This is a genomic window from Mycobacterium simulans (assembly GCF_900232995.1).
Classification (GTDB): Bacteria; Actinomycetota; Actinomycetes; order Mycobacteriales; family Mycobacteriaceae; genus Mycobacterium; species Mycobacterium simulans.
Window position 1 is genome coordinate 869,121 of record NZ_OCVX01000007.1, and the last position, 19,715, is coordinate 888,835.

Annotated in this window: 20 protein-coding genes and 1 pseudogene; 11 read left to right on the forward strand and 10 right to left on the reverse strand. The window is 65.2% G+C overall.

Annotation, left to right across the window (positions count from 1 at the left end; all coding sequences use genetic code 11):
• Positions 1–43: 43 nt before the first annotated feature.
• A pseudogene (locus MSIMFI_RS26080) lies at positions 44–211 on the forward strand (VapC toxin family PIN domain ribonuclease); the annotation flags it as partial.
• A gap of 7 nt (positions 212–218) precedes the next feature.
• Here MSIMFI_RS26080 and MSIMFI_RS26085 read toward each other — a convergent pair.
• A complete protein-coding gene (locus MSIMFI_RS26085; protein WP_396820578.1) occupies positions 219–824 on the reverse strand; it encodes an LppP/LprE family lipoprotein in 606 nt (201 codons plus the stop codon).
• A gap of 188 nt (positions 825–1,012) precedes the next feature.
• Here MSIMFI_RS26085 and MSIMFI_RS26090 point away from each other — a divergent pair, with 188 nt between their 5' ends.
• From MSIMFI_RS26090 to MSIMFI_RS26110, 5 genes are read left to right on the forward strand one after another with little or no spacing between them, the layout of a single operon-like run.
• The gene (locus MSIMFI_RS26090; protein WP_191499760.1) at positions 1,013–2,683 is read left to right on the forward strand and encodes a DEAD/DEAH box helicase; all 1,671 of its coding nucleotides are present in this window, start codon (positions 1,013–1,015) and stop codon (positions 2,681–2,683) included.
• Positions 2,680–3,822, forward strand: a complete 1,143-nt coding sequence (locus tag MSIMFI_RS26095; protein ID WP_191499761.1) for an acyltransferase family protein — start codon at positions 2,680–2,682, stop codon at positions 3,820–3,822. The genes MSIMFI_RS26090 and MSIMFI_RS26095 overlap by 4 nt, the downstream gene beginning before the upstream one ends.
• A 14-nt stretch (positions 3,823–3,836) precedes the next feature.
• On the forward strand, positions 3,837–5,378 hold the full coding sequence (locus MSIMFI_RS26100) for a DHA2 family efflux MFS transporter permease subunit (protein ID WP_318187432.1): 1,542 nt from the start codon (positions 3,837–3,839) through the stop codon (positions 5,376–5,378).
• Position 5,379: 1 nt separating this feature from the next.
• Entirely contained in the window at positions 5,380–6,186 is an 807-nt protein-coding gene (locus MSIMFI_RS26105; RefSeq protein ID WP_191499762.1) for a GNAT family N-acetyltransferase, read from the forward strand.
• On the forward strand, positions 6,173–7,405 hold the full coding sequence (locus tag MSIMFI_RS26110; RefSeq protein WP_449870980.1) for a lysine N(6)-hydroxylase/L-ornithine N(5)-oxygenase family protein: 1,233 nt from the start codon (positions 6,173–6,175) through the stop codon (positions 7,403–7,405). The genes MSIMFI_RS26105 and MSIMFI_RS26110 overlap by 14 nt, the downstream gene beginning before the upstream one ends.
• Here MSIMFI_RS26110 and MSIMFI_RS26115 read toward each other — a convergent pair.
• Together MSIMFI_RS26115 and MSIMFI_RS26120 are read right to left on the reverse strand one after the other, a co-directional pair.
• Positions 7,402–7,989, reverse strand: coding sequence for a TetR/AcrR family transcriptional regulator (locus MSIMFI_RS26115; RefSeq protein WP_191499763.1), 588 nt, complete (start codon positions 7,987–7,989; stop codon positions 7,402–7,404). The genes MSIMFI_RS26110 and MSIMFI_RS26115 overlap by 4 nt on opposite strands.
• Complete coding sequence (locus tag MSIMFI_RS26120) at positions 7,989–9,230, reverse strand: cytochrome P450 (protein ID WP_191499764.1); 1,242 nt, start codon at positions 9,228–9,230, stop codon at positions 7,989–7,991. The genes MSIMFI_RS26115 and MSIMFI_RS26120 overlap by 1 nt, the downstream gene beginning before the upstream one ends.
• Here MSIMFI_RS26120 and MSIMFI_RS29100 point away from each other — a divergent pair.
• Entirely contained in the window at positions 9,229–9,363 is a 135-nt protein-coding gene (locus MSIMFI_RS29100; protein ID WP_263597450.1) for a hypothetical protein, read from the forward strand. The two genes, MSIMFI_RS26120 and MSIMFI_RS29100, sit on opposite strands and share 2 nt — an antisense overlap.
• A 30-nt stretch (positions 9,364–9,393) precedes the next feature.
• Here MSIMFI_RS29100 and MSIMFI_RS26125 read toward each other — a convergent pair whose 3' ends face one another.
• Entirely contained in the window at positions 9,394–10,755 is a 1,362-nt protein-coding gene (locus tag MSIMFI_RS26125) for an FAD-binding oxidoreductase (protein WP_191499765.1), read from the reverse strand.
• A 10-nt stretch (positions 10,756–10,765) separates the two neighbouring features.
• Positions 10,766–12,007 carry an MFS transporter gene (locus tag MSIMFI_RS26130; RefSeq protein ID WP_191499766.1) on the reverse strand — a complete coding sequence of 414 codons (1,242 nt, stop codon included), beginning with the start codon at positions 12,005–12,007 and terminating at the stop codon, positions 10,766–10,768.
• A 96-nt stretch (positions 12,008–12,103) separates the two neighbouring features.
• Here MSIMFI_RS26130 and MSIMFI_RS26135 point away from each other — a divergent pair, with 96 nt between their 5' ends.
• On the forward strand, positions 12,104–12,925 hold the full coding sequence (locus tag MSIMFI_RS26135; RefSeq protein ID WP_191499767.1) for a uracil-DNA glycosylase: 822 nt from the start codon (positions 12,104–12,106) through the stop codon (positions 12,923–12,925).
• On the forward strand, positions 12,922–14,043 hold the full coding sequence (locus MSIMFI_RS26140; protein ID WP_191499768.1) for an FAD-binding protein: 1,122 nt from the start codon (positions 12,922–12,924) through the stop codon (positions 14,041–14,043). The genes MSIMFI_RS26135 and MSIMFI_RS26140 overlap by 4 nt, the downstream gene beginning before the upstream one ends.
• A 55-nt stretch (positions 14,044–14,098) precedes the next feature.
• Here MSIMFI_RS26140 and MSIMFI_RS26145 read toward each other — a convergent pair whose 3' ends face one another.
• The 3 genes from MSIMFI_RS26145 to MSIMFI_RS26155 form a co-directional block, all read right to left on the reverse strand.
• Complete coding sequence (locus MSIMFI_RS26145) at positions 14,099–15,709, reverse strand: alkaline phosphatase family protein (RefSeq protein ID WP_191499769.1); 1,611 nt, start codon at positions 15,707–15,709, stop codon at positions 14,099–14,101.
• Positions 15,710–15,957: 248 nt separating this feature from the next.
• On the reverse strand, positions 15,958–16,284 hold the full coding sequence (locus MSIMFI_RS26150) for a type II toxin-antitoxin system PemK/MazF family toxin (RefSeq protein WP_191499869.1): 327 nt from the start codon (positions 16,282–16,284) through the stop codon (positions 15,958–15,960).
• Positions 16,278–16,460, reverse strand: coding sequence for a hypothetical protein (locus MSIMFI_RS26155; protein WP_191499770.1), 183 nt, complete (start codon positions 16,458–16,460; stop codon positions 16,278–16,280). Before MSIMFI_RS26155 ends, MSIMFI_RS26150 begins: the two co-directional genes overlap by 7 nt.
• Positions 16,461–16,605: 145 nt before the next feature.
• Between MSIMFI_RS26155 and MSIMFI_RS26160 the strand changes: the two genes are divergently transcribed.
• Complete coding sequence (locus MSIMFI_RS26160; protein ID WP_191499771.1) at positions 16,606–17,289, forward strand: GAP family protein; 684 nt, start codon at positions 16,606–16,608, stop codon at positions 17,287–17,289.
• Positions 17,290–17,325: 36 nt separating this feature from the next.
• Here the strand turns inward: MSIMFI_RS26160 and MSIMFI_RS26165 are convergent, their stop codons facing one another.
• Complete coding sequence (locus MSIMFI_RS26165; RefSeq protein ID WP_191499772.1) at positions 17,326–17,775, reverse strand: nitroreductase family deazaflavin-dependent oxidoreductase; 450 nt, start codon at positions 17,773–17,775, stop codon at positions 17,326–17,328.
• Positions 17,776–17,779: 4 nt separating this feature from the next.
• Entirely contained in the window at positions 17,780–18,214 is a 435-nt protein-coding gene (locus MSIMFI_RS26170) for an HIT family protein (RefSeq protein ID WP_191499773.1), read from the reverse strand.
• A gap of 60 nt (positions 18,215–18,274) precedes the next feature.
• Between MSIMFI_RS26170 and MSIMFI_RS26175 the strand changes: the two genes are divergently transcribed.
• Positions 18,275–19,663 (forward strand): amidase, encoded by a 1,389-nt coding sequence (locus MSIMFI_RS26175; protein WP_191499774.1) that lies wholly within the window; start codon positions 18,275–18,277, stop codon positions 19,661–19,663.
• Positions 19,664–19,715 lie beyond the last annotated feature (52 nt).

Consider the following 19,715-nt stretch of genomic DNA (forward strand, 5'->3'; position numbering starts at 1 on the left):
AAGCGCTGGCCCGGTCCCGCGAGCAGGCGGAGGACTACGAGGGTTGGCTGGGCGCCCGGTGGTGCGTGCCCTGTCGGTCGTGGATCTGCTGATCTGCGGCACGGCCGCGGCCACGGGCCTAGTCGTCCTCCACGACGACGCCGATTACGAACTCGCAGAGCGCCACATTCCCGATGTCGTTGCGTGCCGCGCTGTTCGCGCCGACGGGTAGCGGGCCGTCAGCCGCGGGTGGTGTTGCCGATCAGTTCGACCCCGCTGCCGTTCCAGTGGAACTTCACATCGCCATTCAAGCCATGGATGCCGCTGGGGTACGTCAGCGCCACCGTGTCGCCATTGCACTGTGAGGTGTCAATGCCGTTGAATCCGTAGGTGTCTGGCACGCCCTGCGGAATGTAGCGGCCCAGATGGAACAGCACCGCGCGGGTGCTGGGGTTGAGGGCGTTGGTGTTGGCCTTGATAATCACCGCGGACAACTGAGCGCACTCGTTGTAGTTGCCGGCCAGCGGTTCGGGATTCCACGGCTGCTCGCTGCGCGGGTCCCGAGGCAACTCCGAGACGACTTTCGCGATGGTGGGCGAGGCGAGGTTGACGGCGCACGGATCGACCGGCGCTGTGCTGCTGCTGGGCGGTGCGGCCGTCGCCGACGGCGGTCCGGGCGTGGCGTCGGGTGCGTTGGCGGGAGCTGTCGGTGTGATCGGCGTGGCCGTCGGCGTCTTAGCGACGGTGGAGTCTCCGGAACCGCAGCCCGTCAACATCGTGGCGACCAAAACAGCGGCCACGCTCAGCGGCCGGGCGCGGCGGGGTAGCGACCACACATCGCGCACCGTACCGCCATCGGCCCCGCGGGTGTGGCAGGCGCGGCCGTGCAATCGCGATCACCGTCGCGAGGGTGCGCAGTTGTACGGCCGACGCGGCGTGTCGGTGTACAGACACGCGCGCTCGCCCAGCGGGCGGGCCACCCGCCGCGCCCTGCGCTGCCAGGCCCGGCACCGCCCGTAGACTCGATGTCCAAATGGCCATCTCGGACAACTCGCCTGCGGCGTCCCCTGTGACATTTGCCGACCTGCAGATTCATCCGCGCGTCTTGCGGGCGGTCGGTGAAGTCGGTTACGAATCGCCGACGGCGATTCAGGCCGCCACGATCCCGGCGCTCATGGCAGGCTCGGATGTGGTGGGGCTGGCGCAGACCGGCACCGGCAAGACGGCGGCTTTCGCGATCCCGATCCTGTCCAGAATTGACACGACCAGCAAGGCCACCCAAGCATTGGTGCTCGCGCCGACCCGTGAGCTGGCGCTGCAGGTGGCCGAGGCGTTCAGCCGCTACGGGGCCCACCTGCGGCAGCTCAACGTCCTGCCAATCTACGGCGGATCGTCCTACGGGGTGCAACTGGCCGGGCTGCGACGCGGGGCGCAGGTGGTGGTTGGAACCCCCGGCCGGGTCATCGATCACCTAGAACGCGGGACGCTGGACTTATCGCGGGTGGACTACCTGGTGCTCGATGAGGCCGACGAGATGCTCGCCATGGGTTTCGCCGACGACGTCGACCGCATCCTGTCCGAAACCCCGGAATACAAACAGGTCGCGCTGTTTTCGGCAACCATGCCTGCCGCGATCCGCAAGATCACCGCTCAGTATCTGCATGACCCGTTCGAAGTCACGGCAGAGGCGAAAACAGCTACCGCCGAGAATATTTCGCAGCGGTACATGCAAGTGGCGGGGCCACGCAAGATGGATGCGCTCACTCGAGTACTGGAAGTCGAGCCGTTCGAGGCGATGATCGTCTTCGTAAGAACCAAGCAGGCGACCGAGGAAGTTGCCGAAAGGCTGCGTGCCCGAGGGTTTTCCGCCTCAGCCATCAACGGCGACATCCCGCAGGCGCAGCGCGAACGGACCATTGCAGCACTGCGAGAAGGCTCCATCGACATACTGGTCGCCACGGACGTGGCGGCCCGGGGGCTCGACGTCGAGCGGATCTCGCATGTGCTCAACTACGACATCCCGCACGACACCGAGTCCTACGTGCACCGGATCGGCCGCACCGGCAGGGCCGGGCGCTCGGGATCCGCGCTGTTGTTCGTCTCGCCGCGGGAGCGTCACCTGCTCAACGCGATCGAAAAGGCCACCCGGCAAACGCTTACCGAAACTGAGCTGCCCACGGTTGAGGACGTCAATGCCCAGCGGGTGGCAAAATTCGCCGATTCCATCACCGGCGCGCTCGGCAGTCCGGGAATCGAGCTGTTCCGCAGGCTGATCGAGGACTATGAACGTGAGCACAATGTCCCGATGGCCGATATCGCGGCGGCGCTGGCGTTGCAGTCACGCGATGGCGAGGAATTCCTACTAGCACCCGACCCGTCGCCGCGGCGACCGGAAAAGCGAAGCCGCGAGGACCGACCCGAAAAGCCTAGGCGTAAGCCGGAGTTCACCACATACCGGGTCTCCGTCGGCAAGCGGCACAAGATCGGTCCGGGCGCAATCGTCGGCGCCATCGCCAACGAGGGAGGTTTGCATCGCAGCGATTTCGGCCATATCAGCATCGGACCGGACTCCTCACTGGTGGAACTGCCGGCCAAACTGCCCAAAGCGGCACTGAAAAAGCTTGAAAAGACCCGGATTTCGGGTGTTCTGATCAACTTGCGGCCAGACCGGGCAGGCAAACCCCGCCGGAGCCGTGCCGGATGACCCTGTCCGAGGAACGAGACGCCCAAGGCGGACTCGAGCAAACCGCGCACGTGGACCGGGTGGCGTCGCTGACCGGAATCCGGGCCGTCGCCGCGCTTCTGGTCGTCGGCACTCACGCGGCTTACACCACCGGCAAGTACACCCACGGCTATTGGGGCCTGGTCGGTGCCCGGTTGGAGATCGGCGTGCCGATCTTTTTCGTGCTCTCGGGTTTCCTGCTGTTCCGCCCGTGGGTGAAGTCGGCGGCCACGGGCGGTCCGCCACCTTCACTGAGTCGCTATGCGTGGCACCGGGTTCGGCGCATCATGCCTGCCTACATCATCACCGTGCTGTTCGCCTATGTCCTGTACCACTTTCGGGAGGCGGGACCAAACCCCGGGCATAGCTGGGTGGGACTGATCCGCAACCTTACCTTGACCCAGATCTACACCGACGGCTATTTGGGTTCCTATCTGCATCAGGGCCTCACCCAGATGTGGAGCCTGGCGGTGGAGGCCGCCTTCTACGTGTCGCTGCCGCTGTTGGCGTACCTACTGCTGGTCCTGATAAGTCGGCGACGCTGGCAGCCCAGGTTGCTGTTGGGCGCATTGGTGGGGCTGACGCTAATCAGCCCGGTTTGGTTGATCCTGGTGCACACCGATCACTGGTTTCCCGACGGCGCCCGATTGTGGCTACCTACCTATCTCGCCTGGTTCCTCGGCGGCATGATGCTGGCCGTGTTGCAGGCCATGGGTGTGCGCTGCTACGCGTTTGCGGCCATTCCGCTGGCGATCATCAGCTACTTCATCGTCTCCACTCCGATCGCCGGGGCGCCTACCACATCGCCGGCGACACTTAGCGAGGCGCTGGTCAAGACGGGCTTCTATGCCGTGATTGCCGCGCTGGCAGTGGCGCCGCTGGCCTTGGGCGACCAGGGCTGGTATTGGCGGCTGCTGGCCAGCCGACCGATGGTGTGGCTCGGTGAAATCTCATACGAGATCTTCTTGATCCATCTGGTGACGATGGAATTCGCCATGGTTTATGTGGTCCGAGCACACGTGTACACCGGCTCGATGCTGTACCTCTTTGTCGCGACGATGGCGATCACCATTCCATTGGCTTGGCTGTTACACCGCTTCACGCGCGTCAAGGCCGATTAGACGGGCTTGACTTAGTGGGCAGGCCGCGGACCCCTCGCCTCACGCTGATAGCGGTTTGCCTCGCGGTCTTCATGTTGTTGCTCGACATGACCATCGTGTCGGCTGCGCTTGCCAACATTCAGGCATCGCTGGACGCCGAGCTCAGTGGATTGCAGTGGGTAGTAGACGCGTACGCGCTGCCCATGGCGGGCCTGTTGCTCACGGCGGCCACGTTGGGCGACCGGCTTGGGCGGCGACGCCTCTTCCTGGCCGGAATGACGGTGTTCACGCTCGCTTCGGCGGGCTGCGCATTGGCCGGCAGCATCGAGGTGCTGAACGCTTGCCGGGCGCTGCAGGGCGCGGGCGGGGCAGTCTTGCTTGGCGTCTCACTGCCGATTGTGGCCGCGGCCTACCCCGAACAGCGCGGCAGGGGCGTAGCGATCGCGATCTACGGTGGCGTCATGGGAGCGGGCGCCGCCGTCGGGCCGCTGCTCGGTGGCGCATTGGTGGGAGCCTTCGGCTGGCAGTCGATCTTTCTGATCAACGTGCCGATCGGATTGGTCGCGCTGGCGATCGCGGTGTGGTTCGTGCCGGAATCCCGTGCGCCGCAAGACCGCCCGCTCGACTTGGTCGGTACGGCCGTGTTGACGGCCGCGCTGTTCGCCGGCACGTATGTGTTGATCGAAGGCAATCACCGTGGTTGGACCAGCCCGCTGATCGTCGGGCTGAGCGTGTTCTGCGTCTTGTCCCTGCTGCTGTTCGGCTCGTGGGAAGCACGCGTGAGCGCTCCCATGCTCGACCTGCGGGTGGTGCGCCGACCCGGTTTCGCCGGGGTATCGCTCGCGGCGTTCGCGGCGGCCGGAACACTGATCGCCTCGACCAACTACCTCGCGCTGTATTTCATGAACACCTTGGGATACAGCCCATTTCAGGCCGGGCTGCGAGCGCTCCCGCTGACCATCGCATGCGTGCTGGGCGCCCCGCTCGCCATGACCGCCGCGCCCCACTTTCCGGCCTGGATGTCGATACCCGGTGGCGCCGTGTTGATCGCGGTCGGGCTATGGCTAATGACAGGGGTCACCGAGAACACTCAATGGACACACTTCATCGGTGGTTCCATCGTGGCCGGACTGGGTCTGGGTGGCCTGTTCGCGTTGACTTCCGACATCGCTTTGCAATTCGTACCGGTCGCCGACGCCGGGATGGCCACCGGAACGGTGAGCACGATCCGTCAGGTCGGCATCCTAGCCGGCGTCGCCGGCCTTGGGGCACTGTTCAGCCGGCATGCGGCCAACGGCGCCGCCGACGGACTTGCCAAGCTGCACGGCGTCGCCCCAGGCCCGGTTCGCCAACTCGCCGACCGATTGTCCGCCGGCGCGGGCCTGCGGGTGCTCGAGTTCCTGCCCGACGACGTGAGGCCGGCGCTGCCGGCGATCGCGCGGGTGGCCCGGCAGGCAAGCGCCGACGGCATGCAGGCGGCCTTGGTGGCCGCCGCATTCGCCGCGACCGTCGCCGCGGTGGGCGCGGCCATCCTGATCGGGGTCGGCGGGCACCGCCAGCGGGTAGTCTCCGAATAACATGGTGGGTGACGCAATCCTGATCCCGGCGACCGCTACCGGCCGCTACAGCGTCATGATCTCCACCGACCCCGCCGACATCGAAGCCGCGCAGCGGCTGCGCTACCAGGTATTTGCCGAAGAGCTGGGGGCGGCGCTGCCGCGTGCCACCCGCGGGCCGCTGACCGGGGAAATGATCGATGTCGACCAGTTCGATCCGCACAGCGATCATCTGTTGGCCAGGGACGAGACGAGCGGACAGATCGTCGGCTGCTACCGGCTGCTGCCGCCCGACGGCGCCCGGGCCGCGGGTGGACTGTTCGCCGACACCATTTTCGATATCGGTGGCCTGAATCAGTTGCGCCCCAAGCTCGTCGAACTTGGTCGCGCGAGTGTGCATGCCGAACACCGCACGGGCGCTGTGATGGGTCTACTGTGGGCCGCAATACTGTGGTATCAGGAAATCACCGGCTATGAATGGGGGATCGGGTGCCTGTCGGTTCAAATGGAAGGCGGGTACCGGCGGGGCGCGTTGGTGCGAGGCGTGCGCGACGCGGCGTTCGGTACTCAGCCTGCGCCCGCCCAGTACCGAGTGATGCCGCGAAACCCAGTTCAGGTCAACGGATTAAGCCTGTCCGAGTTGCCTGACCCCGGACGCGTGCGGATACCGCCGATGGTGCAGGGCTCCCTGCGAATCGGTGGGATGATCTGCGGAGAACCCTCCTACGATGCCGATTTCGACATGGCCGATTTCGTCGTCCTGATTAACCGGGACATGGTGCGTGAACGCTATCTGGAACGGTTGACGCGTTCTCATGTCCACTCCTGAACGAACGGATTTGCTCGGTATCGGCTTCGGGCCGTCGAATCTCGCGTTGGCGATCGCGCTGGATGAGCGCAGCATGCACGCGGTGTTCGCAGAGACCCAGCCGAGATTCAGTTGGCACCGGGGCATGTTGCTGCCGAGCGCACGCATGCAGGTGCCGTTCCTCAAAGACCTGGTGACTCTCCGAAACCCAAAGAGCGACTTCACGTTTGTAAACTACCTGAGCGAATGCGACCGGATCGTCGAGTTCATCGGCCGGCACACGTTGTTTCCCAGCCGGGTGGAATTCCACCACTATCTCGAGTGGGCCGCGTGCCGTGTGGCCGCCGATGTCCGCTATGGACATCGCGTCGTCGAGGTGACTAGCGGCGAACCAGGCTTTGTGGTGCGGACGGATCCCGAGTGGTTGATTCACGCACGGACATTGGTGTTGGGGACGGGTCTGCGGCCCGTGCTGCCCGAGGGTGTTTCCGAAACTGCCCGACAGTGGCATAGCCACACGCTGCTTAATGGTCTCGCGACGCTGAATGCCGCCGCCCCAAGGCGATTCGCAGTTGTCGGTGCGGGTCAAAGCGCGGCGGAGGTGGTCGGCTACCTGCACGACACCTACCAGCAGGCGCAGGTGCATGCGGTCTTCACCCGATACGGCTACAGCGTGGCCGACGACAATCCTTTTGCGAATCGAATTTTCGACCCCTCGGCCGTTGACGATTTCTATGCTGCCGACCAACCGCTGCGTCAGCGACTGCTCGACTACCACCGGTCAACCAATTATTCGGCCGTTGATCCGCAACTGCTCGACGACCTCTATTCCCGCGAGTATTCCGAGCGGGTGTCAGGTAATCGACGCCTCATCATGCACAACGCCTCCGAAATCACCGGCGCCCAAGAATATCCGGATCGGGTGCGGCTGAAGATATCTCACCTGACCACGCACCGGCAGCAGACCCTGGACTGCGACGCGGTTGTTTATGCAACGGGCTATACGCCGGTGGACATCCGAGGATTCCTGGGAGATTTGGCTGGCCGCTATGAGTTCGACTCCGAGGGGCGGCCGGCTGTCACGCGAGACTACCGTTTGGTCCCCAAATCGGGAGCGCCGGGAGATATCTACCTCAATGGGTCGGTTGAGCACACGCATGGCCTCGCGTCCTCATTGTTGTCGAACGTGGCGGTGCGCGCCGGCGAAATCGTCGCGGCAATTGCCACGCGACAAGATTAGGTCGCCCGTCGGGCGGGCGTCGGCGTCAGGATCGGGACGACGAACTCCTCGACCATTGCCCGCTCGTCGGTTTCGTCACGGCCGGGGAACATCAGCAGGGAGATGATCACTCGCACCGCCCATCGAGCTCGTCGTTCGACAGTGGCTGGGTCGTCGGGCCCAAGAGAGCTCAGAAAGCCGGCGGCCAAGGCGGTGATCACCGCGGACTGCCCCGCCATCTCGCCGCCGATCGGCAGGCGGGTTGAGTCGAACCACGCCGCCAATGCCGGGTTCTCGCGAACCATCCCCAAGGTGGCGGTGATGCCGGCGATGAGCCGTTGGCGCGAGTCCTCAACATGAGCGATCCGCTGCAAGATCTCGCGACCCAGCCGGCGCGACTCGCGATGCACGTAAGCCGTTCGCAGCGCCTCTCGGCTCTCGAAGTACCGATACAGCGTCGCACGGGAACAGCCTGCGGCACTTGCGATCTCATTCATGCCGATCGTAGCCGGATCACGATCGGTGTAGAGCCGCTCGGCCGCATCGAGTATCCGGTCCGCAGCCGCCTCGGTGCGGTGCGCGGCCAGCCAGTCGTTACCCGGCATCAGGACCGGACCCGGATCGGCACCGACAACGGGCGCCGGACATAGCTGCCGCCCGCCCACACGATGCGCGACTCGTCGACTTCGAAGTCCGGGCAGCGGGCCAGCAGCTCGGTCAGCGCAACCCGGGATTGCATACGCGCCGCGGCCGCACCCAAACAGTGATGTGCACCATGGCTGAAAGTCAGAATGTTGCGGGGGCGCCGGTTCACATCGAGTTCGGCTGCGTCCGGCCCATATTGGCGTTCGTCGTGGTTGGCCGACCCATATAACAGCAACACCTTGCGACCCGCCGGGACGGTGATGTCACCAATTGTCACGTCGCGTGTGACCGTGCGCGCCAGCCCCTGCACCGGCGAGGTCAGCCGCAGCAGTTCCTCAACCGCGTCGGGGATGCGTTCGGGGTTGTCGACCAGCAGCTGGCGCTGGTCGGGCCGTTGGTGCAGCATCGGCATCGAGCTGCCGAGCATGCCGGTGACGGTGTCGTTGCCGCCGGTGACCATCGTGAAGGTGAACGCAAGTATCGACAGCACGCCGGCGATGTCGCCGTCGGCGCCCACCCCGGCCGCGACCAGGTGCGAAATGGTGTCGTCCGCGGGTGCGGTACGGCGTCGCTCGATCAGCGCGCTGAAGTAGGCCATCATCGACCCGACCGCGTCCTCGACAGTGTCCTGTGCGCCGGCGACGGCACCCTCAACCGTATTCGCGGCGACGATGGCCTGGGTCCAGCCGTCGAACTGGACCCGGTCTGCTTCGGGGACACCGAGATAGTGCGCGACCACCATCGACGGCAGTGGCTTGAACAGTTCGGTGACAATATCGCCGCCGCCGCCCGCGCGCAGCGTCTCGATCCGCTCGACGACGAACTCGCGCACTTTCGGCTCGACCGCCTCGACTTGTCGCGGGGTAAAGCCGCGGGACACCAGCTTGCGAAACTCGGTGTGTACCGGGGGGTCCTGCATCACCATCGGCGGGTTATCTTGCAGCCCAATCATTTCCAGCTCGCCGTAATTGACGGTCAAGCCCTGCGCCGATGAGAACGTCTCGTGGTCCCGAGCCGCGGACCACACGTCGCTGTGCCGCGACAGCACGTAATAGTCGTGCTCGGGACGCCCGGGCGGGATGACATGGTGCACCGGGTCGTGATCGCGCAGCGCCTTGTACATCGGCCAGGGATTCGGCCAGGTGTCCGCGGTGGCGAGCTGAAAATTACACAGAACATCGCGAGACAAAGCTACCGACATGTCTTATTCGTACGACACCATCGTCGAGATGTCAACATACCTACGCCCGTTCCGCATCGAGTGTGCGTTCATGGCTTCGGGTGTGTACTCGCGGCGAGATTTCGCTGGATTTCTCGCCCTCATTTCACACTGAAAGCCCTAAGCGCACACTCGACGCCAGCAGCTAGATCCCGCTGCCCGGGTTCAGGATGCCCAACGGGTCCAGGGCCTGCTTGATCCGCCGGTTCAGGTCCATGACCTCAGGGCCCAGATAGCCGGCCAACCACGGCCGCTTCAGCCGCCCGACCCCATGCTCGCCGGTGATCGTGCCGCCCAGCCCCACGGCCAAATCCATGATCTCGCCGTACGCGACATGCGCGCGCTCCACCATCGCGGCGTCGGACGGGTCATACACCAGCAGCGGATGGGTATTGCCATCGCCGGCGTGGGCGATCACTGAGATCATCAGGTCACGCTCCGAAGCGATTCGCGCGATTCCGGCCACCAGCTCGCCCAATGCGGGCAGCGGCACCCCGACATCTTCGAGCAATAGCGATCCCTTACTTTCAACCGCCGGGATGCAGAACCGGCGCGCGGCCACGAATGCCTCGCCTTCGTCGGGATCGTCGGTGGAAAACACTTCTGTCGCACCGTTTTCGGCGAACACCGCGGCCATCAGTTCGGCGTCCTGACTGCCCGCCCGCCCACGTTCGTCGGAGCCAGCCACCAGCATCGCGGCCGCAGTGCGGTCCAGGTCCATTCGCATCGTGTCCTCGACAGCGTTGATCGCTACCGAATCCATGAACTCCAGCATCGAGGGACGTAGCCGCGCGGTAACCCCGAGCACGGCATCGATCGCGGCCCGGACCGAGGCGAAGCTGGCCACCACAATGCTCGACGCATTTTGCGCGGGTATCAGCCGCAGCGTCACTTCCGTGATGACGCCCAGCGTGCCCTCGCTGCCGACGAAGAGTTTGGTCAGCGAGAGCCCCGCCACGTCCTTCAAACGTGGGCCACCCAACCGGACCGCGGTGCCGTCGGCCAGCACCACCTGCATGCCCAGCACATAGTCGGTGGTGACGCCGTACTTCACGCAGCACAACCCGCCGGCGTTGGTGGCGATGTTGCCGCCGATGCTGCAGATGTCGAACGACGACGGATCGGGCGGATACCACAGACCGTGGTCGGCGGCGGCCTGCTTCACCTCGGCGTTGAACAGCCCAGGCTGGCATACCGCGGTGCGGGTGACTGGGTCGACGGTGATGTCGCGCATCTTTTCCGTCGACAGCACGATCCCGTTGTCCAGCGCGGTCGCGCCGCCCGACAGGCCGCTGCCGGCGCCCCGCGTGACCACCGGCACCCTGTGGGCGGAAGCCCACCGCAGCACCGTCTGCACCTCTTCGGTGCGCCTCGGCCGGACCACGGCTAGCGGTTTGCCCGCCGACGGATCAAACGCGCGGTCTTGCCGGTAGCCCTCGGTCACCGCTGGATCGGTAACCACCAGCCCTTCCGGCAACTCGGCAATCAGCCCCGCCAATACGTCCACCGGGCCGATCCTACGAGTCGACCGCGAACTCCGGTTCGCGGTCGAGTTCGTGCAGCGACGTCAGCCGGGCACAGATCAGGCCGGCGACCAGGATCGGCAGCGCCAATGCGAAGAACGTTGCCTTCAACCCGGCCGCGTCGGTCAGCGGACCGGCCAGCAGCAACCCCAACGGACCCGCGGCATAGGCCAGCGACGCCATCACCCCAACCACTCGGCCACGCAGATAATGCGGGGCCCGGGTCTGCATGACGTAGTTGTAGATCGGCTGGATTGGCCCGTAGACCAGGCCGATCATCGCGCACATCGCCAGGATGACGGGCAACGGCGGCAGCAGTGCGATCCCAGCCGTCGCCAGCCCGAGGGTGAGCACCGCGGTCAGCATGATGGTGCGCCGCGGCAGGTGCTTCGCCAGCGGCGCGTAGCCGAGCGCGCCGGCCAGGCCGCCGATGGACAGCGCCATCAACACCGAGCCCAGTTGCGCCGGTTGCTGCCGGTCGGTGAAGTACTTCGGGAAAAGCACGCTCTCCATGGGCAGATAAAGCGCGGTCACGGCCAGGTCGATCAGCGCCAGCGCACGCAGGACCCGCAAGCTCCACACGAAACGCAGCCCCTGAGCGACTCCGGACACCAGCCCGTCGGGCCGGGTCGTGTGGTGCGGCTTGCCCGCTCCCTCGAGCCGCAACGCGGCAATCGCAAGGATGGACAACCCGAATGCCCCCGCCGTGATCCACATCGTGTTGATGCCGCCGACCGTTGCGATCATCAAGCCGCCGACGCCCGGACCGACCACAAAGGCCAGGTTGATTATCGCCTCGTAGCTGCTGTTGACCCGGTCCAGTGACCAGCCCGCCCGGGCGGCCGCCTCGGGCAGCATCGACTGACGGGCGGTTATCCCGGCCGGGTCAAACGCGGCCGAAAGAGCGGCCAGCGTCGCCAGTACCACCAGGTTGACCGCGTCGGCGCCAAACGCCCACGCCACGAGCGGGATTGCGGCCACCGACGCTCCGGATAGGGCGTCGGACACCATGGACACCCAGCGACGCCCGAAGTAGTCGACGGCGGTGCCCGCGACCAGCGTGGAGAACAGCAGCGGCAGCATCGTCGCGCCGGCCACGATCGACGCCTGTCCGGCACTGCCCTCGCGCTGTAACACCAGCCACGGGAAGGCGACTATTGAGATGCCGTTGCCCGCACACGCCATCAGCGTGGCGAAAAGGACCAGAAATGCCGGGACGCGGCTGTTAGTGCGCATGGATATCGCCGCCGAATCTAACGCCAAGCCAGTGTAGGAAACCACCGAATTTCGCGGCGGTGGCCTGGCAGCGATTTTTGCGGGCAGGATGTTCGTGTGCTCACGCATCCCAATACCGGCCAGACGTTCGGTTCCCCGGTCGCGCCCGGTACCGGCTGGCCGGGTGATCCGGCGACGGCGCAGACCCCGGTGGCTGCCGACGCCGCGCAGGTCGTGACGCTGGCGCGACAAGCGCGCTCGATTTCGGAACTCGACGCGGTGATCAGCGTGTGCCGCGCCTGCCCCCGGCTGGTCACCTGGCGGGAGGACGTCGCCGTCACCAAGCGCCGAGCGTTTGCCGATCAGCCGTACTGGGGCCGCCCGGTGCCCGGCTGGGGATCTGAGCGGCCGTGGCTCCTGATCGTCGGTCTGGCCCCGGCCGCGCACGGCGCCAATCGGACTGGACGGATGTTCACCGGCGACCGGTCCGGGGACCAGCTGTACGCGGCACTGTATCGGGCCGGGTTGGTGAACCAACCGATCAGCATCGATGCCGCAGACGGCTTGCGGGCCAACCAGATTCGCATCGTGGCGCCCGTGCGGTGCGCGCCCCCGGCCAACGCGCCGACGCCGGCCGAGCGCCTCACCTGCTCGCCGTGGCTGGACGCCGAATGGCGCCTGGTGGCCGATGAGGTCCGGGTGATCGTTGCGCTTGGCGGGTTCGCCTGGCAGGTCGCGTTAGGCCTCCCGGGCCTGGCCCGGACGGCCGGGGGGCGCAAGCCGAAGTTCGGCCACGGCGTCGTGGCTGACTTGCCGTCGGGTGTGCGATTGCTAGGTTGCTACCACCCGAGCCAGCAGAACATGTTCACCGGTAGGTTGACTCCGGCAATGCTCGACGACATTTTCACCGAAGCCAAGAAGCGGGCAGGGATCAATTGACACGGACGGTTCTGGTATCCGGTGCCAGCGTGGCCGGTCTGACGGTGGCGTATTGGCTTGGGCAGTACGGCTATTCGGTTACCGCTGTGGAGCGCCATGCCGGCCTGCGGCCGGGTGGCCAAGCGATCGATGTGCGCGGGCCGGCGCTGACGGTGCTGGAACGCATGGGGCTGCTTCAAGCCGCCGAGGCCAAGAAGACCGGGATTCGCGGCGCATCCGTCGTCGACCGCGACGGCAATGAGCTATCCCGGGACACCGAATCCACGCCGACCGGTGGTCCGATCGACAACCCCGACATCGAGCTGCTGCGTGATGATCTCGTCGAATTGCTTTATGGCGCAACCCAACCGGATACCGAGTATCTGTTCGATGACAGCATTGCGGCGTTGGAAGACGACGGCACCTCGGTCACGGTGACGTTCGAGCGCGCTGCGGCCCGCAGCTTCGACTTCGTGCTCGGCGCCGACGGTTTGCATTCCAATGTGCGCAGCCTGGTTTTCGGCCCGGAGGAGCAATTCATCAGGAGGCTCGGCACTCACGCGGCGATCTTTACCGTGCCGAACTTCCTGGAGCTGGACTACTGGCAGAAGTGGCACTACGGCGACACCACCATGGCCGGCGTTTACAGCGCGCGCGACAATGCCGAGGCCCGGGCCGCGTTGGCCTTCATGGACACCGAACTGCGCATCGATTACCGCGACACCGACGCGCAGTTCGCCGAACTGGAACGACGGATGGCCGAAGACGGCTGGGTACGCGCGCAACTGCTGTATTACATGCGGAACGCGCCGGATTTCTACTTCGACGAGATGTCACAGATCACGATGGATAGCTGGTCGAAGGGCCGGGTGGCGCTGGTTGGCGACGCCGGGTATTGCTGTTCGCCGCTGTCGGGGCAAGGGACCAGTGTCGCACTGCTGGGCGCCTATATCCTCGCTGGCGAGCTGAAGCTGGCCGGCACTGATTACCAGCGCGGTTTCGCCAACTACCAGGCCGAATTCAACGGCTTCGTCGAGCGCAACCAATGGTTGGTCAGCGACAACATCCCCGGTGGTGAGCCGATACCCCAGGAGGAGTTCGACCGCGTCGTGAACTCGATCAACCTCGAGGACTATTGAGCTGGCGCAGACGGCACATCGGTGGCCGGGCGAGGTCCAGATCCGTGCGAGCTCACTATGGCCAGTATTGGTTCATGGGTTGGGCGAACCGGTCATTCTGGGTGAGTCGGGGCAGCTGGAGGGCGTCTTCGATGGTGCGCAGCAGGCTGTAGTGATTGTTGTAGTTTGGGGCAACGAAGTGGCCCTGGCGCATCCCGGAATTTGGTGACGGGATGACGATCATAGGGATGTGGTTGCCTTGGTTGTCGATGCCCAGCGACAGGTTGTCGTAGTCCTCGTCCCAGGTGATGAAAACAGCACAGCGCCGCGTTTGGAATGCGGGAGAGTTCAGGATCGTGGGGAGTGTGTCTGCGAGGAACGTGTCGCCCGCCGTGACATCGTATTGATGATCCCCGATTTGGCTGAGCGCGAACAGAACAGGATTGTCGCCTTCCATGTTGTAGGTCTCATCCGCGGCCCACCACACGAAGTTCGGGGTGGTCGCGACTGAGGCGAGATCGGTGGCCATCCGCGTCAGCGGCAACACGTGTGCTTGGCAGCGTGGGATGTCCGAGAAGATGTTGTGGAATGCGAGAAATGGCAACTCGTCGGTGGCGTAGCCGACCCCGGGCACGCGAGTGCAGGGGGCGGGCATGGACTGCGCGTAGCCAGCCCATGTTTTGCCCGCCGCTTCGATGTTGTCGGCCAGGTTGGGTTCGTCATAACAGTCCTTGGGGCAGTTGAAGTTAACCCCGAAATCGGATCCGCCGAGGATCGGAGTGTAGTTCGGGTCACTGGGGTGGGTTGCGGCGTAGTAGTTCGATCCGTAGCCATAGGTGCTGATGAGGCTGTTGATGTAGGGCGCGTTGGGGCTGCCGACGATGTCCGTCACACCATGATTTTCGAAATAGATCATGAATACGTGATCGAGAGCGCCGACCGTCGACACCGGTGGTGTGGGCGGTGGTGGCGCGGGCAGTGGAGCGCCAACAGTAAACGAAAGGTTGTCGGCGTAGGCGTCGTTGTAGCTGCCAGGCACCGGGTTGTTGTCTGTGAAGGTCACGACCACAACTGCGCTACGGGTGCCTGCCGGAATCGTTCCGGACGTTTCGCGTTTGAGCAGCACGGTCTTCAACCAGCGATCACCCACAGTGACCGGCCCGACCTTGCCGCCGCCCAGCCGCTGTCCGCTCGCCCCCAGGAAGTCGACGGTGGCTGACGCCGCAGACGGGTCGGTTAGATAGCCGCCGAACCATCCACTTAGTGAATATGGCACCGCCCGGGTGTCGATCTGGCGTGCCGCACGGCTGAGGTCGACAGCTTGGGTGAGTGTGGACGTGGCGACGTTTCCACCGCCGAAGAACTGCACGCCACCGTCGGGGGGGCCGCTGCTCGAGTCAGGAAATCCCAGCGCCGCTGGCAACGTTGGCGCCGGCCACGCCCATGGCGACGGCGGACGGGCCCGCGTGCCATATTTGATAACCGTAGGTGTGCCCGTGACAGTCCACCCCGGCACAGTCACCGAACCGTATCCCGATAGTGATGGGTCGCCGAACTCGGCGCCTGGGTTGATCAGCAAGTTCGGGCTCTGAACCGAAGTCGCCGACACCGGCGCGGTGGCGCTGGGCAACATCAACGCAATGATCGAGATCAGAGCACTCGTTGCACGACGAAAGCCGTTGGACATCGGGCATTCACATCGCTCGCGTCTGATGTTGGCACGCAGCGTATCTCACCGTCGATCGCGGCTCACGTCCGGTGTCGACCCGCAGTGTTGTGAATTTGAGATAGGGTAGTTACCTTCTCGTGCCTGAAGTCTTCGGGCTGGACGGCGTTCCGAGGCGGCCGGCGCTACGACCTCGGAGCTGACTGGATGTTATTGCACGCCAACAGAAACAGTCTTTAGCTCTAGATCTAGAAAACCTTCGATCTAAGTCAAAGGTCCAGTACGCGACGAAGCCCGCGGTCGACTTCCTGCATCAGGCTCGGCGGTACCTCGCCGACTCGATCGATGAGGTCGTCCTTGTTCAGCGTGACGAGTGCCGTGGCGTTGACAACCGAGTCGTAGATGCGGGTGGAACACGTTCCCGGCATGGCCGCCAGCCCCGTGTTGGAGGTGACGACGGCGGCCAGCACCGTGGTTAGTCGACTGGCGTTATACGGATCGGATTGGATCACTAACACCGGACGGCGCTTAGCGGGTCGGCTGCCGGAGGGCGCGGCGAGGTCTGCCCAGTAGATCGCAGCGCGGCTGATCACCAGCTGTCGTCCATCGAGTCGAGCACCCGGTGCCCGACCGCCACCGCAGCGGCTTGCGCCTCATCGCTCTCATCAAGTCGATGACCAAGCAGCTCTAAAGCGTTATCGATCTGCCTGGTCAGCGACTGGCTGTCTAGCTCGTCGAGGTAGCGCTGGGCGGCCCGGCGTGGTGCAGCCACGGGGCCGTAGTGTCGGCTGGGTGATCGCTGGGTTTATCACCGCGACGCCGCATCGGATCGGTTCCTTGTCGGCGCCCGTTGACGCCGCCTCGGGTGGCCCGATGGAACCTCACGGCCGCACGGACCAGGTCCGGTAGGCGCACTCATGGGGGCTTTGATGCTGACGCTTGCCGGGTTGGCGTTTCTGGACTCCCTCAATGTGCTCAACGTGGGTGTGGTTTCGGCGGTTATTTACGACGGTCGGCTGAGGCGGCAATCACCGGTTCCCGGCGCGTTGAGCTTCATCGCCGGTGTGTTCGCGGTCATGACCATTTTTGGCCTGCTGACCGTGCTCGGGCTTCACTTCATGACTCATTTCGTCGACTTCAGCATCACGCCAGCAGTTCGGTATTGGGGCGAGCTGCTGGCGGGAGGGGTGCTGATCGGTCTGGCCTACTTGCCTTTGACCGCCCAATCCTCGGCGCCTGGGTGGGCGATGGCGGCGACGCGGCGACGTCCGTGGCTGCTCGGATTTGTCGGAGTGGCAGTCGGTCTCGGCCAAGCGCCGACGGCGGTGCCGTATCTGACTGGCTTGGCAATGCTTTCGGCGCTGCATCCACGTCCAGCGATCTGGCCGGTGATCGTCATCGTCTACTGCGCGGTGACGCGTTGGCCGCTGCTGGTGATCCTTACCCTGTCGACTCGCCGAACCACCCGAGCCAAACGCATTCAGCGATCGATCGTGCGCCTTCTCACGCGCTACGGTCCGATTACCGTGCGGATCATTTTCCTCGTCGTGGGCGTCGGATTGGTCATCGACGCCCTGATGCATTACAGCGCGCTTGGGTGAAACGGAACCGCGGAGCCAGCCGTGTGCCGCTCACATTCAGCGGCGGGTCAATACGACCACGGGAATTGGTCGCGATGTCCGTCGCTGATAGGCGTCGTAGCGGTTGGCGTTGTTCTTGTTGACGATCTGCCAGAGCCGCGCGTAGTCCGCGTCGCTGGGCAGCAGCGGCCTCGCTGTCACCGCGAATCGTGTCGGCCCGACGTTGATTTCGACTTCCGGGTGGGCCGTGAGGTTGTGATACCAGCCCGGCGATCGAGGATCGCCGCCTTTGGACGCGACGATGAGGTACGCATCACCGTCGCGGGCGTAGGTGAGCGACGTGGTCCGCGCCTTGCCGGTCTTGGCGCCGGTTGTGTGCAGCAGCAAGCTTGGTGGTGCCCCAGGGATTCGATGTCCGATGCGGCCATTGGTGCCTTTGTAGATCGCGTCGTGGACGCGTAGCAGCCGCGTTCCAATCCGCTGCTCGACCCATTGGGATATGTCCATGGGCTCAGTCTTGCGTAGTGGGGTCCGGTTGGACCAGCGCCTCCCGCAGGATTCGTCCGGTGGCCTCCCGGTCCGGGTCTCGCCGTAGCACCAGTCCCTTGGCGACCGACAGCTTGTCGCCATTGCGTCGCGGCAGCACGTGCAGGTGAATGTGGAACACCGTCTGGAAGGCAGCGGACCCGTCGTTGATGGCGATGTTGGTCGCGTCGGCCAGTTCGGTCGCCCGGGCCGCCCGCGCGATCCGCTGGCCGATGATGATCATGTCGGCCAACGTCTGCGCCGGCGTGTCGGTGATGTCGACAGTGTGTCGTTTGGGCAGCACCAAGGTGTGGCCGCGGGTGAACGGGCGGATGTCGAGGATCGCCAGATAGCCGTCGTCCTCGTAGATCCGGATGGCTGGAGCTTCCCCGGCGGCGATCGCACAGAACACGCAGGACATGCCGCCACCGTACTGGACCCGCGGGCCGGGCCGGTTCGGTCAGCGGGATACGCTGCGGCAGTGGACCCTAGCGACCTGGCGTTCGCCGGCGCGGCTGCACAGGCGCGCATGCTGGCCGATGGTGAAGTCACCGCGCCGGTGCTGCTCGAGGTCTACCTGGAACGGATTGAGCGCCTGGATAGCGAGCTGCGCGCCTACCGCGTGGTGCGCTACGACGGCGCCCGCGAGGAAGCAGCGGCCGCTCAGCAACGCATCGACGCGGGGGAGCGGCTGCCGCTGCTGGGCGTACCCATCGCCATCAAAGACGATGTCGACATTGCCGGCGAGGTAACGACGTACGGCAGCGGCGGGCACGGTCCAGCTGCGACTTCCGACGCCGAGGTGGTCCGCCGACTGCGCGCGGCCGGCGCGGTCATCATCGGCAAGACCAATGTGCCCGAGCTGATGATCATGCCCTTCACCGAGTCGATCACATTTGGGGCAACCCGCAACCCGTGGAACCCCTCTCGCACCCCCGGCGGTAGCAGCGGTGGCAGTGCCGCCGCGGTAGCGGCCGGGTTGGCCCCGGTGGCACTGGGATCCGACGGCGGCGGATCGATTCGCATCCCGTCGACGTGGTGTGGGCTGTTCGGGCTGAAACCGCAACGCGATCGCATCTCTTTAGAGCCCCACGACGGAGCGTGGCAGGGCTTGAGCGTCAACGGGCCGATCGCGCGTTCGGTGCTGGACGCGGCGTTGTTCCTCGACGCGACGACAGCGCTGCCCAGCCCCGAAGGTCAGTTCGTCGACGCGGTCGCTCGCGAGCCCGGCCGACTGCGAATTGCCTTGAGCGCCAAGGTTCCAACCCTGATACCCCTCAGGTGCGGCACAGCGCAACTGGTAGCGCTCGAGCAGGCGGGGGCGTTGCTTCGCGACCTGGGCCATGAAGTCATCGACCGCGATCCCGATTATCCGGCCGCGCTGTACGCCAACTACCTGCCTCGCTTTCTCCGCGGTATCAGCGACGACGCGGACGGCCAGGCGTATCCGGAGCGCCTCGAAGCGCGTACCCGCGCCCTGGCGCGGCTTGGTTCGTTCTTCTCCGACCGGCGGATGGAGGCACTGCGTATTGCGGAAAAGTCGCTGAGCATCCGCATCCAGTCGATCTTCAACGATGTCGACGTGGTTGTTACCCCGGGCACCGCGACGGGCCCGTCCCGCATCGGCGCCTACCGACGCCGGGGTGGAGTGTCGACCCTGCTGCTCGCCGGGCAACGGGTTCCCTACCAGCAGGTCTGGAATCTGACCGGCCAGCCCGCCGCCGTCGTGCCGTGGGACTTCGACGGCGACGGCCTGCCAATGTCGGTGCAGCTCGTGGGCCGGCCCTACGACGAGGCGACGCTGCTTTCGTTGGCCGCGCAGATCGAAGCCGCCAGACCGTGGGCGCACCGGCGACCGCCGGTGTCATGACCCGCGCCGGCGACGATATGCATGGCGATGTGGGGGTACCTCCCGCTTGCGG

Coding starts and splice junctions, on each gene's coding strand:
- MSIMFI_RS26160 (WP_191499771.1), top strand. CDS start 16,606: ATGGGGGCTTTGATGCTGACGCTTGCCGGGTTGGCGTTTCTGGACTCC.
- MSIMFI_RS26095 (WP_191499761.1), top strand. CDS start 2,680: ATGACCCTGTCCGAGGAACGAGACGCCCAAGGCGGACTCGAGCAAACC.
- MSIMFI_RS26170 (WP_191499773.1), bottom strand. CDS start 18,214: ATGTCCTGCGTGTTCTGTGCGATCGCCGCCGGGGAAGCTCCAGCCATC.
- MSIMFI_RS26130 (WP_191499766.1), bottom strand. CDS start 12,007: ATGCGCACTAACAGCCGCGTCCCGGCATTTCTGGTCCTTTTCGCCACG.
- MSIMFI_RS29100 (WP_263597450.1), top strand. CDS start 9,229: ATGTCTTATTCGTACGACACCATCGTCGAGATGTCAACATACCTACGC.
- MSIMFI_RS26165 (WP_191499772.1), bottom strand. CDS start 17,775: ATGGACATATCCCAATGGGTCGAGCAGCGGATTGGAACGCGGCTGCTA.
- MSIMFI_RS26105 (WP_191499762.1), top strand. CDS start 5,380: ATGGTGGGTGACGCAATCCTGATCCCGGCGACCGCTACCGGCCGCTAC.
- MSIMFI_RS26120 (WP_191499764.1), bottom strand. CDS start 9,230: ATGTCGGTAGCTTTGTCTCGCGATGTTCTGTGTAATTTTCAGCTCGCC.
- MSIMFI_RS26145 (WP_191499769.1), bottom strand. CDS start 15,709: ATGTCCAACGGCTTTCGTCGTGCAACGAGTGCTCTGATCTCGATCATT.
- MSIMFI_RS26110 (WP_449870980.1), top strand. CDS start 6,173: ATGTCCACTCCTGAACGAACGGATTTGCTCGGTATCGGCTTCGGGCCG.
- MSIMFI_RS26090 (WP_191499760.1), top strand. CDS start 1,013: ATGGCCATCTCGGACAACTCGCCTGCGGCGTCCCCTGTGACATTTGCC.
- MSIMFI_RS26115 (WP_191499763.1), bottom strand. CDS start 7,989: ATGCCGGGTAACGACTGGCTGGCCGCGCACCGCACCGAGGCGGCTGCG.